At 60.3% G+C, this 13810-nt stretch carries 14 protein-coding genes; 12 read left to right on the top strand and 2 right to left on the bottom strand.

What is annotated here, in order from left to right; all coding sequences use genetic code 11:
* Positions 1-180 precede the first annotated feature (180 nt).
* From N2600_RS13430 to N2600_RS13395, 8 genes are all read left to right on the top strand, one after another.
* Positions 181-1104 carry an MYG1 family protein gene (locus N2600_RS13430; protein WP_260296486.1) on the top strand — a complete coding sequence of 308 codons (924 nt, stop codon included), beginning with the start codon at positions 181-183 and terminating at the stop codon, positions 1102-1104.
* Positions 1105-1302: 198 nt separating this feature from the next.
* A complete protein-coding gene (locus N2600_RS13425) occupies positions 1303-1692 on the top strand; it encodes a c-type cytochrome (RefSeq protein WP_170280783.1) in 390 nt (129 codons plus the stop codon).
* Positions 1693-1854: 162 nt separating this feature from the next.
* Positions 1855-2673 carry a cytochrome c oxidase subunit II gene (locus N2600_RS13420; protein ID WP_222384080.1) on the top strand — a complete coding sequence of 273 codons (819 nt, stop codon included), beginning with the start codon at positions 1855-1857 and terminating at the stop codon, positions 2671-2673.
* Between the two features lie 65 nt (positions 2674-2738).
* Positions 2739-4508 (top strand): cytochrome c oxidase subunit I, encoded by a 1770-nt coding sequence (ctaD, locus tag N2600_RS13415; RefSeq protein ID WP_260296484.1) that lies wholly within the window; start codon positions 2739-2741, stop codon positions 4506-4508.
* The gene (locus N2600_RS13410) at positions 4505-5218 is read left to right on the top strand and encodes a cytochrome c oxidase subunit 3 (protein WP_170276503.1); all 714 of its coding nucleotides are present in this window, start codon (positions 4505-4507) and stop codon (positions 5216-5218) included. The genes ctaD and N2600_RS13410 overlap by 4 nt, the downstream gene beginning before the upstream one ends.
* Positions 5219-5229: 11 nt before the next feature.
* A complete protein-coding gene (locus N2600_RS13405) occupies positions 5230-5949 on the top strand; it encodes a heme-copper oxidase subunit III family protein (RefSeq protein WP_222384082.1) in 720 nt (239 codons plus the stop codon).
* A gap of 7 nt (positions 5950-5956) precedes the next feature.
* Entirely contained in the window at positions 5957-6319 is a 363-nt protein-coding gene (locus N2600_RS13400) for a cytochrome C oxidase subunit IV family protein (protein ID WP_222384083.1), read from the top strand.
* A gap of 28 nt (positions 6320-6347) precedes the next feature.
* Positions 6348-7076: a molybdate ABC transporter substrate-binding protein gene (locus tag N2600_RS13395; protein ID WP_222384084.1), complete on the top strand. Its 729-nt coding sequence runs from the start codon at positions 6348-6350 to the stop codon at positions 7074-7076.
* Between the two features lie 192 nt (positions 7077-7268).
* Here N2600_RS13395 and N2600_RS13390 read toward each other — a convergent pair whose 3' ends face one another.
* Positions 7269-8306 carry an AraC family transcriptional regulator gene (locus N2600_RS13390; RefSeq protein WP_222384085.1) on the bottom strand — a complete coding sequence of 346 codons (1038 nt, stop codon included), beginning with the start codon at positions 8304-8306 and terminating at the stop codon, positions 7269-7271.
* A gap of 121 nt (positions 8307-8427) precedes the next feature.
* Here N2600_RS13390 and N2600_RS13385 point away from each other — a divergent pair, with 121 nt between their 5' ends.
* The 3 genes from N2600_RS13385 to N2600_RS13375 all read left to right on the top strand — a co-directional run bounded on the left by N2600_RS13385 (position 8428) and on the right by N2600_RS13375 (position 12114).
* A complete protein-coding gene (locus N2600_RS13385) occupies positions 8428-9879 on the top strand; it encodes an APC family permease (protein WP_260296483.1) in 1452 nt (483 codons plus the stop codon).
* Positions 9876-10049, top strand: a complete 174-nt coding sequence (locus N2600_RS13380) for a hypothetical protein (protein WP_170255122.1) — start codon at positions 9876-9878, stop codon at positions 10047-10049. The genes N2600_RS13385 and N2600_RS13380 overlap by 4 nt, the downstream gene beginning before the upstream one ends.
* A 76-nt stretch (positions 10050-10125) precedes the next feature.
* A complete protein-coding gene (locus tag N2600_RS13375; protein ID WP_260296482.1) occupies positions 10126-12114 on the top strand; it encodes a primary-amine oxidase in 1989 nt (662 codons plus the stop codon).
* 199 nt (positions 12115-12313) lie between these two features.
* On the opposite strand, the gene N2600_RS13370 is transcribed toward N2600_RS13375, so the two are convergent.
* Positions 12314-12949, bottom strand: a complete 636-nt coding sequence (locus N2600_RS13370) for a cysteine hydrolase family protein (protein WP_017964860.1) — start codon at positions 12947-12949, stop codon at positions 12314-12316.
* Between the two features lie 293 nt (positions 12950-13242).
* On the opposite strand from N2600_RS13370, the gene N2600_RS13365 reads away from it, so the two are divergent.
* The gene (locus tag N2600_RS13365) at positions 13243-13668 is read left to right on the top strand and encodes a pyridoxamine 5'-phosphate oxidase family protein (protein WP_017964859.1); all 426 of its coding nucleotides are present in this window, start codon (positions 13243-13245) and stop codon (positions 13666-13668) included.
* Positions 13669-13810: the final 142 nt, after the last annotated feature.

The raw sequence follows: 13810 nt of genomic DNA, 5'->3' as shown, positions 1-13810 counted from the left end.
CAGCTGGAGATGGTATTTTGGCGATGTGCGAAAGGGCGCTGTAACACATTGGATTGGTGCATCATTTTTATTCTTAAATCGACACCGATTTAAGGTATGGGTTGAGATGGCAGGCGGCAACGGTTATCTCAAGCCGACCGGCAAGCGGATCGTCCGCGAACGACAAGGCGCATAGCTTCCATGATCCCCGATTTCCTCGTCACCCATTCCGGTGGCTTTCATGCCGACGAATTGCTGTCGAGCGTCATCCTGACCCGGCTTTTCCCGCAGGCGCGTATCGTCCGCAGCCGGGCGCCGGAGTGGATCACGCCGGGCGAAGACCGGATCATTTATGATGTCGGCGGAGCCTATGATCCTGCTGCCGGGATATTCGATCACCACCAGCGCGCCGCGCCGCTACGCGACGATGGCCAGCCCTACAGCTCGTTCGGCCTGATCTGGAAGCATTATGGCCGTGATTATCTGGCAGCCTCCAGTCTTCCCGAAGCACATGTGGAAGCGATGCATGGCTCTTTCGACGCCAGCTTCGTGCTGCCGATCGATCGGACCGACAACGGTGCGCTTAGCCCGTCGGGGCCGCTGGCCGGGCTGACACTGCCGGCGCTGCTGGAGACCCTGAAACCGGTTTTCGACGAGACGGGCCCTGAAGCCGACGATCACGCCTTCCACGCGGCCCTTGCGATTGCCCGCAGTTTCGTCGAGGCCAGGATCGCCCAGAGTGCCGCAAAATTGCGGGCCGAGGCGATCGTGCATCGGGCGATCGAGGCGGCGGGAGAGGGGCGTGTTCTGGAATTGCCGAGGGGGATGCCCTTCCGTCCCGCCATCGTCAAGGCTGGCGCCGATCACCTGCTGTTCGTCGTTCATCCGCGCGAAAAGGACTGGTGCGTGACCGGCATTCGCCGCGGCGACGAGGGCTTTGAACTCCGGGCCGACCTGCCGGCGACCTGGGCCGGGCTCACCAATGGCGCACTGGAGGCGGTTTGCTGCATAGAGGGGGCGAGCTTCTGCCACAACGGCCGCTTCATCGCCGCCGCGAGGACCCGCGAGGCAGCGCTTTCCATGGCGGAGTTGGCGGTGAACGAGGCGCTTTCGATCGGGGCATAGTCGCGGCAGCTGAGGTGGCGCGGGACCTGCATCATCTGCGCCGGATCCGCCGACATCAGATTGCGTCCATGTGGCCCACTGGAACGGATTGACTTGCACCCGCGAAGGACTAAGCTTTAAGGATAGAACCACTACCCGCACGCGAATGATTGTGGAGGGTGCGAGTGGGTGGCGACCTTTGGGAGGATGAGGTTTGCCATGGATTACCGTGTTGTTCTGCTGATCGCCGCATCCGTTATTACCCTTTTCCCCGGTAGCGCCGGGGCGCAGGCGGGCGATCCGACGGCGGGTGCTGTCGTTTTCAAGAAATGCGCGACCTGTCATATCGCCGATTCCGATACGAACAAGGTTGGCCCGTCGCTGAACGGGCTGTTCGGCCGGAAGGCCGGAACGCACCCGAACTTCGCTTATTCGTCCGCAATGAAGGCGGCCGGAGACGGCGGTCTCGTCTGGGACGAGGCGACGCTACGCGACTATCTGCACAATCCTAAAGCGAAGGTGAAGGGCACGAAAATGGCCTTCGTCGGCCTGAAGGACGATCAGGAAATCACCGATCTCATCGCCTATCTGAAGCAATATTCAAAATGATGGGCAATATTCCAACTGCGGGCATTACTGCAAATGACGGTTCGCGGCCGGTGGCGCGTGCCTAAATTGCCGTAATTGCCGATATTTTCTATCTATGCGATAATAAAGACGGACTTTTTACGCAATGCGGTTTCACGGGTCACTGCTCGAGGAGGAGCGGACATGGCTGTCGTGCTGATTCTCGCCCTGATTGTCGTCGGCTCCGTGCTGTTCCATGTGCTGAGCCCGTGGTGGTGGACGCCGATCGCGTCCAACTGGACCTATATCGACAGCACCCTCGTCATCACCTTCTGGATCACCGGCATCGTCTTCGTGGCGGTGGTTTCGTTCATGGCCTATTGCGTCTTTCGCTTCCGGCACAAGCCAGGCAACCGGGCGCATTACGAGCCCGAGAACCGCAGGCTGGAATTGCTGCTGGGAGGGGGAACGGCGATCGGCGTTGCGGCGATGCTGGCCCCCGGCCTGATCGTGTGGAACCAGTTCATTACGGTGCCCAAAGATGCTGCATCGGTCGAGGTCGTCAGCCAACAGTGGCAGTGGAGCTTCCGGCTGCCCGGAGCCGACGGAAAGCTCGGCCGGGCCGAGACGCGCGACGTCACCCCCGAAAATCCGCTCGGCCTCGACAAGAATGATGCAAGCGGCCTTGACGACGTCATCATCGAGGGCGGCGAGCTGCATCTGCCGATCGGCAAGTCGGTGCACATCTTGCTGCGTTCGGTCGATGTGCTCCATGATTTCTACGTGCCGGAGTTCCGCGCCAAGATGGACATGATCCCCGGCATGATCACCTATTTCTGGTTCACGCCGACCCGGACGGGGACCTTCGAGATTCTCTGCGCCGAACTCTGCGGCGTCGGCCATCCGCAAATGCGCGGCACCGTCGTCGTCGACGAGGATGCGGACTACCAGACCTGGCTCGGGCAGCAGCAGACATTCACCCAGTTGACAGCGTCATCGGGAGAACCGCCGCCGGCAAACTGAACCGGCGTAGCGGTCACAGATCGCTTGCCGGTTCGGTTAACCGGCGGGGAAAGGGAAGAGAAATCATGGTCGAGATTCCATCCGGCAGCATTCCATCCGCTGAAGTCGAGGATGTCGAGCTTTATCATCCACATAGCTGGTGGACGAAATATGTGTTCAGCCAGGATGCGAAAATCATCGCCGTGCAATATTCGATTACCGCCATCTCGATCGGCCTGGTGGCGCTGGTGCTCTCATGGCTGATGCGGATTCAGCTCGCCTTTCCCGGCGCTCTCTCCTTCATCGATGCCGATCACTATTACCAGTTCATCACCATGCACGGCATGATCATGGTGATCTATCTCCTGACCGCGCTCTTCCTCGGCGGCTTCGGCAATTACCTCATTCCGCTGATGGTCGGCGCCCGCGACATGGTGTTTCCCTATGCGAACATGCTGAGCTACTGGATCTATCTGCTTGCCGTGCTGATCCTCGTTGCCGGCTTCTTCGCCCCCGGCGGCCCGACAGGAGCCGGCTGGACGCTTTATCCGCCGCAGTCGGTTCTGTCAGGCACACCCGGCGGCAAGGACTGGGGCATCCTCTTGATGCTCTCCTCTCTGATCGTCTTCATCATCGGCTTCACCATGGGCGGGCTGAACTATGTGGTGACGGTGCTGCAGGGGCGGGCGCGCGGCATGACGCTGATGCGGATGCCGCTTACCGTCTGGGGCATTTTCACCGCCACCGTCATGGCGCTGCTTGCCTTTCCCGCCCTCTTCGTCGCCTGCGTCATGATGCTGTTCGACCGCGTGCTCGGCACCAGCTTCTTTATGCCCGCCATCGTCGAGATGGGCACGCAGCTGCAGCATGGCGGCGGCAGCCCAATCCTGTTCCAGCACCTGTTCTGGTTCTTCGGCCATCCCGAGGTCTATATCGTTGCTCTACCGGCCTTCGGCATCGTTTCGGATCTGATCAGCACGCATGCGCGCAAGAATATCTTCGGCTATCGCATGATGGTCTGGGCGATCGTCATCATCGGTGCGCTGAGCTTCGTCGTCTGGGCGCACCACATGTATGTCAGCGGCATGAACCCGGCCTTCGGCTTCTTCTTCGCCACCACGACGCTGATCATCGCCGTTCCGACGGCCATCAAGGTCTATAACTGGGTGCTGACGCTCTGGCGCGGCGACATCCACCTGACGCTGCCCATGCTCTTTGCACTCGCCTTCATCGTCACCTTCGTCAATGGCGGCCTGACCGGCCTCTTCCTCGGCAACGTCGTCGTCGACGTGCCGCTGTCGGATACGATGTTCGTCGTCGCGCATTTCCACATGGTCATGGGGGTGGCGCCGATCCTCGTCATCTTCGGGGCCATCTATCACTGGTATCCGAAGGTGACGGGACGCATGCTCGACGAGGTGCTCGGCCAGATCCACTTCTGGATTACCTTCCTCGGCACCTATGCAATCTTCTTCCCGATGCATTATCTCGGCCTGCTCGGGGTGCCGCGCCGCTATTTCGAGATGGGACAAACGGCCTTCGTTCCGCCTTCGGCCCATACGCTGAATATCTTCATCACCGTCATGGCGCTTGTTGTAGGGGCTGGGCAGATGGTGTTCCTGTTCAATCTGGTCTGGAGCCTTTTCCGGGGCAGGGAGGCCGGCGGCAATCCATGGCGGGCAACGACGCTCGAATGGCAGACGCCGCAGACGCCGCCCGCCCACGGCAACTGGGGCAAGGATCTGCCGGTCGTCTACCGCTGGGCCTATGACTACAGCGTGCCCGGGGCGACCGAGGATTTCATTCCGCAGAATGTGCCGGCAAGCGACGGCATCACCCGGGAGGTTCCGGCATGAGCGTCGTGCTGATCTTCCTGGCCGCCATCGCCGCCATCATGATCTGGTGGCTTTCCGGGCAGCGGTTGACCTCGAAGCCCTGGCTCGAAACCGGGTCGGTGCAGATGCCGGATCATATCGGCACTGAGCGGCAACAGCCGCCGGCGGTGAAGATCGGCCTCTTCGTGTTTCTCGGCGTCGTCGGCGCCGTCTTCAGCCTTGCCGTCAGCGCCTATTTCATGCGTATGGCGTCGGCCGATTGGTGGGGCATGCCAATCCCCCGGCTGCTCTGGGTGAACACCGCAGCACTCGCCTTGAGCAGTGCGGCGCTGCAATGGGCGAGACGAGAGGCGGGGCAGGGCCGCATGGAAAGCCTGCGGCCGGCGCTCGTGACAGGACTTGGCCTTGCCGTCTTCTTTCTCGCCGGGCAGATCCAGGCATGGCGGGAGCTAACGGCGGCCGGCTATGTGCTGGCCGATAACCCCGCCAACAGCTTCTTCTACATGCTGACCGGCCTGCACGGCCTGCATATCCTCGGCGGACTCGCCGTGCTCACGCATACGACGGTCAGGGCATTTTCAACCGACGTCACGCCGGACAGGCTGCGCCTCAGCGTCGATCTTTCCGCCATCTATTCGCATTTTATGCTCGCCGTCTGGCTGCTGCTCTTCGCGCTCTTTGCCGGCTGGGCGAATGATTTCGTCGATCTCTGCCGCACCCTTCTGAATTAGGAGCTTTGCAGATGGCACAGACTATCGAGACACACGGCGAGCCAGGCCTCAGGCCGGCCGGTCTGCGCGGTGTCGCGGCCGATTTCAGCTCGGATCAGCGCGCCTTCAAGACCGCCTCCTGGGGCAAGGCGATGATGTGGATCTTTCTCTTGAGCGACACCTTCGTCTTCGGCTGTTTCCTGATCGCCTATATGACCGCCCGCATGTCGACGCCCGTTCCATGGCCCAATCCGAGCGAGGTCTTTGCGCTCCATATCGGCGGCCAGGACGTGCCGCTGATCCTGATTGCGATCATGACCTTCGTGCTGATCTCGAGCAGCGGCACCATGGCGATGGCGGTCAATTTCGGCTATCGCCGCGACCGCCGCACGACGGCGATCCTCATGCTGCTGACAGCGCTTCTCGGCGCAACCTTCGTCACCATGCAGGCCTTCGAATGGACGAAGCTGATCACCGAAGGGGTGCGCCCCTGGGGAAACCCGTGGGGGGCGGCACAGTTCGGATCGACTTTCTTCATGATCACCGGCTTTCACGGCACCCATGTCACGATCGGCGTCATCTTCCTCATCATCGTCGCCCGCAAGGTCTGGCGGGGCGATTTCGATGTGGAACGGCGCGGCTTCTTCACCAGCCGGAAAGGCCGCTACGAGGCCGTCGAGATCATGGGCCTCTACTGGCACTTCGTCGACCTGGTCTGGGTCTTCATCTTCGCATTCTTTTATCTGTGGTGAGGTCGTCATGAGCGAGACAACGGCGCATGCACAAGTCCAAACGCATGCACAGGCACACACCGGACAGCAGCATCCGCTCCGGCTCTATTTCCTCGTCTGGGGCCTGCTCTTCGTGCTCAGCGCGGGGTCCTACATGGTCGATTATCTCGGCGTCCAGAGCTACTTGAGGTGGACGCTGATCCTGGTGTTCATGATGCTGAAGGCCGGGCTGATCGTCGCCGTCTTCATGCACATGGCCTGGGAACGGCTGGCGCTCGTCTACGCCATCCTGCTGCCGCCGCTGCTGGTGCTGGTTTTCGTGGCGCTGATGGTGTCGGAGGCGGACTATACGATTTTCACGCGGGTGGCGTTCTTTGGGACGGGGCCGTAGGGTCGGTTGGACAAGATCGATTTCGGTCATGACTCAGGAAATCCGGCTCTTTGGCGCTATTGCGGTCCGACCTGCCGTCCTTGCTCTCATATCCCGGTTCGAAACTGCCACAGGATTCACGGTTGCGGTCAAGTGGGAACTCAATCCTGTCGTCAAGAAGCAGATTGAAGCCGGGGAAGCTTTTGACCTCGTCATCACCAATCCGAACCTGGTTGAGGATCTGACCGCCTTGGGAAAAGTCAAGGCGGGGAGCGAGGTCGCGTTCGGCCGGATCGCAATGGGGGTAGCGGCCAAGGCAGGCAATCGGCCGCTCGACATTGGGTCGGTGGGAGCATTCAAACATGCGTTGAAGAGCGCCAGATCAATCGCCTTCGCCAGTGAAGGAAGCAGCGGCGGCTATTTCTCCGGTTTGCTGGAAAGCCTGGGAATTGCCGATGAGGTGAAGCCCAAGCTGGTGGCCATATCAGGAGGGCAGACAGCGGCGGCCATCGGCCGTGGCGAGGCCGAGTTGGGCGTCGTTCCCGTGACGTCGATTCTCGCCGCTGCTCCCGAGGTCATGCTTGTGGGTCAATTTCCGGCAGAACTCCAAAGTTACATCGACTTCGCCATCGGCATCAGCGCTGATTCAACCGACGCAGACGCTGCCGAGCAACTGTCGGAATTTCTGACGTCAACCGCCGTCGACGACATCCTGGCGGCAAAGGGCGTCGAGCGCCGTCACCGGGCAGGCGCAACGCTCAAGAGAGCCTCATCCTGAGGTGCCCCGAAGGGGCCTCGAAGGGCGAGGCAGGTGTTCCGGCGTTAGATGCAATGGCGCAAGAAGCGGCGCTGCGGCGTGTCCTTCGAGGCGATCCTTTGGATCGCAACGTACAAGGATGAGGCGCGTTGGAGAATGCCGCGATCTGGCGTGGGCAGCTATCGGGCTATCTCCGTTGCCATGCTTCTTCGATCAACCTGTCGAAGATGGGTCGTTCCCCTTCTTTTCCCAGGATCGCAGTGCACGCCATAGCACCGTGTTGTCTGCATAACCCAGCACACTGGCAATCTCGGACATCGGTGCGGCATGTCGGTCGCCGAGATAGTGGGCGGCAAGTGTCTGGCGGTGCTGGCGAACGAGATCGCGAAGCGACACGCCTTCCTCCGACAGCCGGCGCTGCAGGCTTCGCGGCGACATCTTCAGTTCGGCGGCAAGGGTTGCGACCGTCACCGGCTTGCGGCCGAGATAGATGCCGATCAGAGCCTGGACCTTTTCCGTGACGATATCGCCGGCCGCTGGCTCGTTGACGAGATCGCCGATATGCCGCTCCAGGATCTCGACCAGGCTTTTGTCTTCCGCACGGTGCACACGATCAGCCTCCGCCCTGTTCATGACGATCCGGTTGCCGGATTGGGCAAACAGGATGGGCGCGCCACAGATGCGTTCCAGCACACCGGCGTCGCGAGGGGCGTGATGCTCGAGTTGGATTTCGATCGGCCGCCAGCCACGGCGGAAGCACGAGCGGACGAGTTGACAGGAGGCGGCGATCGTGAATTCGCTGTCCTGCCGGCGCGGCCACATCGCTGGATCGACGATCCGGTAGCTCCAGACAAAATCGCCATTTTCCTCGAACACGCCGGAACTGGTCGCGCCTTGTACCGCGTTCACATATTTCGACAGCCGTTCGAAAGCGCTGCGAATGGTCGGCGAGAGCGCAAAGAGCATGCCGATGGGGCCGATGTCGGCGGGCTTGAACCCGGTGCCCATGCGAGCTCCCAGTGCCGGTTCGCCGGTTATCGTCGCGGCCTCCTCGAACAGCGCGACATAACGCGCCATGGGCAGGACAGCGTAGGGATCGTCCAATTGCGAGCGCAAAATGCCGTGCGAAGCGAGAAGGAGGTCGGTTTTCCCGGATCTTTTATCGATTTGTTGCACCAGCGGGATCAAGACGGAGGCTCGAATTGAAGCAACTGTGGGCATGCGGCTGATCAAATGCGATGCAACTGCCATTTTCAGCGTCTCCGGTGACCGTCGTGGCGCGAATTATCGATTCATTGGCATAAACTGCAATTTCGGGGCCAGATCGCCGCGCTTACCTTCTTGGCAACAAACAAGCAAAGAGGGGTTCTCCATGACACTGGAAGCAAGCATGCCCGCACCATTATCGCCGGAGCGTCGTCTGGCCAGGAACTCGGTCGGCCTCGCCCACATCGTGTTCTTCGTCGTTGCCGCGGCCGCGCCACTCACGGCCGTCGTCGGCGCTTCGCCGGCTGCCTTTGCTTTTGGCAATGGCGCCGGCGTCCCCGGCGCTTTCGTGCTCGCCGGCCTGCTTTACCTGCTCTTCTCGGTCGGCTTCACCGCCATGAGCCGGCATGTGGACGGGGCAGGCGCTTTCTACACCTATATCACCCATGGCATCGGCAAGCCGGCTGGCGTGGGTGGCGCCTTCATGGCGCTGGTCACCTATAGCGCGGTTCAGATCGCCATCTACGGCCTGTTCGGTTTCTTCATGGCCAATGCCATAGCGCCCCTCGGTTTGGTCCTGCCCTGGTGGGCTTGGGCTTTCACAGCACTGGTCGTCGTGCTGGTCTGCGGTCAGCGCAACATCGCCTTCTCAGGCGCGATCCTCGGCGTCTGCATGATTGCTGAAATCGCCATATTGCTGGTTCTGGATCTCGCGATCGTCTTTTCAGGTGGCGGACCGGAAGGCATCAGCTTCTCCTCCTTCATGCCATCGTCGGTCTTCGCGCCCGGCCTAGGTGCGGCGCTGGTCTTCGTCATCGGTTCGTTCATCGGCTTCGAAGCTACGGCCATTTTTGGCGAAGAAGCCGAAAATCCGGAAAAGACCATTCCCCGTGCCACCTATGTCGCGGTGCTGCTCATCACACTCTTCTATGCCTTCTCCACCTGGGCAATCGTGCAATTCTACGGTCCAAGCAAGGTGCAGGCCACTGCTGCTGCCGGCCTTGACAGCTTCTACTTCGCCGCCGCCAATTCCGTGCTCGGCGCATGGTCGAGCCAGGTGATGAACGTGTTGCTGATCACCAGCCTGTTTGCCTGCATTCTGTCCTTCCACAATACGCTCAACCGCTACTTCTTCGCCCTGGGCCGTGAAGGCCTGGCCGCACAGGTGCTCGGCAAGGTTCACGGCAAGCATGGCTCACCCTATGCTGCGGGTCTGCTGCAAAGTCTGATCGCGGCCATCGTCCTTGCCCTATTCGTCATCTTCGGCGCCGACCCCTACACTGTCGTGTTCTCGTGGATGGCAGCGCTTGCAGGTATCGGTATCCTGCTGGTGCAGGTGCTGGTCTCCGTCGCGATCGTCATGTTCTTCCGCAAGACGCCGAACGGATATAGCGCCTGGACCACGATGATCGCTCCGGCGCTGGCGCTGCTCGGCCTCGTTGGTTCGCTGGTGCTGGTCAGTTCCAATCTTTCACTCCTTTCCGGCAGTGAAAGCCCGATCGTCAAGGCTTTCCCCTATGCCATGGTGCTGGTGGGCATTCTTGGCGCGCTGTTTGCGGTCCAGATCAAGAGATCCAAGCCCGCTCTCTACGCCTCCCTTGGAAAGGTCTTCGAATGAGTGCCGTTTTCGAACTTGCACCCGTCGATCGCCTTCTCGTTCTCGCGGTCGCGACCCTTGCCGGCGCAACATTGTTGGTTGCCATTGAAGCGCACGCCTTCTGCTCAGTGTTCTGCATTCATCGAGGCACGATGATGATCGAGACGCAGATCTGCTCCGGTCGATCCTGATCACCGTAGCTAGCGACGCGCCATGCTGCGTCGTCTCTTCCGAAACCAAGAGGCCCAAAGCCAAAGAGGTATATCCATGGACGCCGTTGTCGCAGTTACCCATCCGCTCGATCCTCTGAGCCTTGACGAGATCGCTTCTGCCGTTGCCATACTCAAGGATACGCAGACACTCGCACCCACCTTCCGCTTTCCGATAACCCGGCTGGAGGAGCCGACCAAGGCGGATCTTGCCGCCCATCGCTTGGGCGACAGGCTGCCGCGCCTCGCCTTCATCCTGGCGATGGATATCAGCAATGGCGAGACCTTCGAGGGCATCGTCAACCTGACTGCCGGCACGGTATCCTCCTATATCCGGCTGCCTCTCGATGAATTGCCTTATGGCCAGCCGCCGGTCATGCTGTGCGAGTTCGAAACCGTTGAAGGCACCGTCAAATCCGATCCGCGCTGGATCGCTGCCGTCAAGAAGCGCGGCATTACCGACGAGGATATTCCGCTCATCCAGATCGATCCTTTTTCCTCGGGCTATTTTGGCCGCGAATTCGAGAAGGGAAAGCGTATCGTCCGCGCCGTGTCCTATTGGCGCGAGGATGTCCGTGACAACGGCTACGCGCATCCGATCGAGGGCGTAGTCGCGGTCGTTGATCTGATCACCAACCGAGTGGTCGATCTCGTCGACGATGAGAAGATCATTCCGGTCCCGAGGAAGAAGCGCAATTATGGCCGCGAAACCTTCCCGGAACCGCGGCCCGATCTCACGCCGCTGCATATCGTTCAGCCGCAAGGGCCGAGCTTTACTGTCGACGGCTGGAAAGTCGAATGGCAGAACTGGAGTTTCCGTGTCGGTTTCACCCCGCGCGAGGGCCTCGTTCTGCATGAACTCGGCATCACGGATCAGGGCAGGCTGCGGCCCGTCGTCTTTCGCGCCAGTGTCACCGAAATGGTCGTGCCCTACGCTGATCCGACCGCGAACCACTATTGGAAGAGCGCCTTCGATGCCGGCGAATATGGTCTCGGACGCCTGGCCAATTGTCTCGAACTCGGCTGCGACTGCCTCGGCCATATTCACTATTTCGACGTGCCGGCGGCGGACGATTTCGGCCAGCCTTTCATCATGAAGAATGCCATCTGCATGCATGAGGAGGATTACGGCATCCTCTGGAAGCATTACGAATTCCGCAACGGTGTTTTCGAAGTGCGCCGTTCGCGCCGCCTCGTCATCTCCTTCTTCGCAACCGTCGGCAATTATGATTACGGCTTCTACTGGTATCTCTACCAGGACGGCACGATCCAGCTCGAAGCCAAGCTCACCGGCATCATCCAGACGGCGGCGGTCGCGACCGGCGAAATCTATCCATGGGGCGGCATGGTCGATGACAATCTCGGCGGTCCGACCCACCAGCATTTCTTCAATGCGCGCCTGCACATGGATGTCGACGGCGGCGACAATACGGTAACCGAGCATGAGTTCGTGCCGCGTCCCTGGGGTGAAGACAATCCCTATGGCAATGTCTTCGATACCAAGAGCCGTGTACTGAAACGCGAACTCGATTCGCCTGCACTCGCCAGTGGCGAGACCGGCCGTTACTGGAAAGTCTCCAACACCAACATAGAGAACAGCGTCTGCAAGGCGCCGGGCTACAAGATTGTCGTCATGCCGTCGCCGGTCATGCTTGCCCAGCCGGATTCGACCGTTGCCCAGCGCGGCGGTTTCGCCAAGAAACACATCTGGGTCACGGCCTTCGATGCCAAGGAAAAATATGCGAGCGGCGATTATCCGAACGTGCATGCCGGCGGCGACGGCCTGCCGAGTTACGTCAAGCAGAACCGCGAAATCGAGAATGCCGATATCGTGCTCTGGCATTCCTTCGGCCATACCCATGTCTGCAAGCCCGAGGATTTTCCGATCATGCCCGTGGAATATGCCGGCTTCACGCTGAAACCGAACGGCTTCTTCGCATCCAACATCGCCATGGACCTGCCGCCGGAAGGAAACAGCCAGAGTGTCGACAATCGCCTGCAACGTTCGGCCGATGACACCGGAAATGGTTCCTGCTGCCACATGTAGCTGCAATGCTCGACGGCCTGGCCCACGACTAACATCTTCCCGGTGAGGCGAGGCGCTGTAGAGATGCAGAATGTGTGCCCTACTGTCCCACCCCCGGAGGCTCCCTATGGCTGGGGTCTTGTTGTTTCATCACACACAGGGGCTGATCCAAGGGTGCGCGCGTTCGCCGCAAAGCCTCACACGGCAGGTCGGGAGAGCGTTAGCTCTGCCGGGCTGCTGCGATGAAATCGGCCGACTGGCAGATCACCGCATCTCCCATGAAGGCCATGTTGGCGAATGAGCGCTCGGCGGCCTCGGCATGCCCGGCGCCGCAGGCGTCGCTGATGACGAGCGGCACGAGCCCGAGGTCGGCACCGTGGCGAACCGTCGGCTCGATGCCGATTTCGGTGGCGACGCCGCAAATGGCGAAGCTGGTCAGACCCAGATCGCGCAGAATGATCGACAAAGGCGTGCCTTCGAAAGCAGAAAAGGTAATCTTGTCGATCACCGCCTCGTCGTAGCGCGGCTGAAGTTCGGGCACGATCTCGAAGCCTTCGCTTCCTCTGAGAAACCAGGGCTTGATGGCGGCCGGATCGTCGATCCTCTGCCAGGCCATGGCCTGACGGCGCTGGAAGGCGCCCATCAGAGCGAGCGGCATCGACATGTGCCGCATGAAGATGACGGGAAAGTTCGATGCTCGCGCGGCGGTCAGAACCGACAGGACGCGGGCGGTGATGCCGGCGCCGTCAGGCATTTGCCGCATAATGCCGATCTGCATATCATAGACGACGAGAGCCATTTGATCCGGCCGGCAGAAATCGCCGATCGTCTTGCCGGGGTGTTTGATGGAATGCATGCTCGGCCTCCTCTTTTTCCTGCCTATGTAGAGGAGATGAATTGCGTCCGGCAAGCAGAAGGTGACAGTTTCCGGGGCGAGGTTAATGTTGTCGGCGACCAACTGCCTGCCGGGCATAGTCTATGCCGGTTCTCGTTTGCTCTGAGCGGCTGCGAATACGCGACCCTCCAGGCTGAAGGGGAAGCCGATGTCACATCTTGACTCGCTCCGGCGCCGTGTCAGGCTTCAGATATGAGATGCTTCGGGTTCGCATGCTCTCGATACCCCTCTACGTCACCTCGGGGATTTCAGCCATGGATAACGCTCAAGGCAAGAAAGTGATCTTGGAATTCTTGCGCCGGCACACCCTGGCGGTGATCGCGACATCGCATGCGGACGGCAAGCCTGAAGCTGCGGTCATTGACTTTTCGGTGCGTGACAACCTCGAAATCGTGTTCGATACCTTCGAACAGACGCGCAAGTTTGAAAACCTGTCCGATAGGGGAAGCGTCGCACTTGTCGTCGGCTGGGACAAGAACATCACGGTGCAATATGAGGGCGATGCCATGAAGGTTTCCGCCTCCGACGTGCAGGAATACCAGAAGGCGCATCTTGAAAGCGTTCCAGTCGAGAGAGAGTTTGTCGAGAACGGCGCCGTGTTGTTTAAGGTCGTTCCTCGCTGGATACGATATTCCGATTTCACCAAAGACCCTGTCGAAGGTTTAGAGCTCCGCTTTTAGGCCACGCGGGCGTGCACTGACGCTCTACCCCAACCTTCCTTAGAAAGGCATATCTTCTGTTGCCGATCGATCGCCTGGCGGCTATGTTGCCGATGTCGGAAAAGGCATGATTTGGTGTGGTTGGCCCAAGTCCTTTCGGAAA

The sequence above is a fragment of the Rhizobium sp. WSM1274 genome, from assembly GCF_025200775.1.
GTDB classification, from domain to species: domain Bacteria; phylum Pseudomonadota; class Alphaproteobacteria; order Rhizobiales; family Rhizobiaceae; genus Rhizobium; species Rhizobium leguminosarum_I.
This window is presented reverse-complemented; position numbering and strand designations above follow the sequence as displayed.

What these genes read in the sequence shown, in the direction of transcription:
- N2600_RS13430 (WP_260296486.1), top strand. Translation starts at nt 181, where the DNA reads ATGATCCCCGATTTCCTCGTCACCCATTCCGGTGGCTTTCATGCCGAC.
- N2600_RS13425 (WP_170280783.1), top strand. Translation starts at nt 1,303, where the DNA reads ATGGATTACCGTGTTGTTCTGCTGATCGCCGCATCCGTTATTACCCTT.
- N2600_RS13420 (WP_222384080.1), top strand. Translation starts at nt 1,855, where the DNA reads ATGGCTGTCGTGCTGATTCTCGCCCTGATTGTCGTCGGCTCCGTGCTG.
- ctaD (WP_260296484.1), top strand. Translation starts at nt 2,739, where the DNA reads ATGGTCGAGATTCCATCCGGCAGCATTCCATCCGCTGAAGTCGAGGAT.
- N2600_RS13410 (WP_170276503.1), top strand. Translation starts at nt 4,505, where the DNA reads ATGAGCGTCGTGCTGATCTTCCTGGCCGCCATCGCCGCCATCATGATC.
- N2600_RS13405 (WP_222384082.1), top strand. Translation starts at nt 5,230, where the DNA reads ATGGCACAGACTATCGAGACACACGGCGAGCCAGGCCTCAGGCCGGCC.
- N2600_RS13400 (WP_222384083.1), top strand. Translation starts at nt 5,957, where the DNA reads ATGAGCGAGACAACGGCGCATGCACAAGTCCAAACGCATGCACAGGCA.
- N2600_RS13395 (WP_222384084.1), top strand. Translation starts at nt 6,348, where the DNA reads ATGACTCAGGAAATCCGGCTCTTTGGCGCTATTGCGGTCCGACCTGCC.
- N2600_RS13390 (WP_222384085.1), bottom strand. Translation starts at nt 8,306, where the DNA reads ATGGCAGTTGCATCGCATTTGATCAGCCGCATGCCCACAGTTGCTTCA.
- N2600_RS13385 (WP_260296483.1), top strand. Translation starts at nt 8,428, where the DNA reads ATGACACTGGAAGCAAGCATGCCCGCACCATTATCGCCGGAGCGTCGT.
- N2600_RS13380 (WP_170255122.1), top strand. Translation starts at nt 9,876, where the DNA reads ATGAGTGCCGTTTTCGAACTTGCACCCGTCGATCGCCTTCTCGTTCTC.
- N2600_RS13375 (WP_260296482.1), top strand. Translation starts at nt 10,126, where the DNA reads ATGGACGCCGTTGTCGCAGTTACCCATCCGCTCGATCCTCTGAGCCTT.
- N2600_RS13370 (WP_017964860.1), bottom strand. Translation starts at nt 12,949, where the DNA reads ATGCATTCCATCAAACACCCCGGCAAGACGATCGGCGATTTCTGCCGG.
- N2600_RS13365 (WP_017964859.1), top strand. Translation starts at nt 13,243, where the DNA reads ATGGATAACGCTCAAGGCAAGAAAGTGATCTTGGAATTCTTGCGCCGG.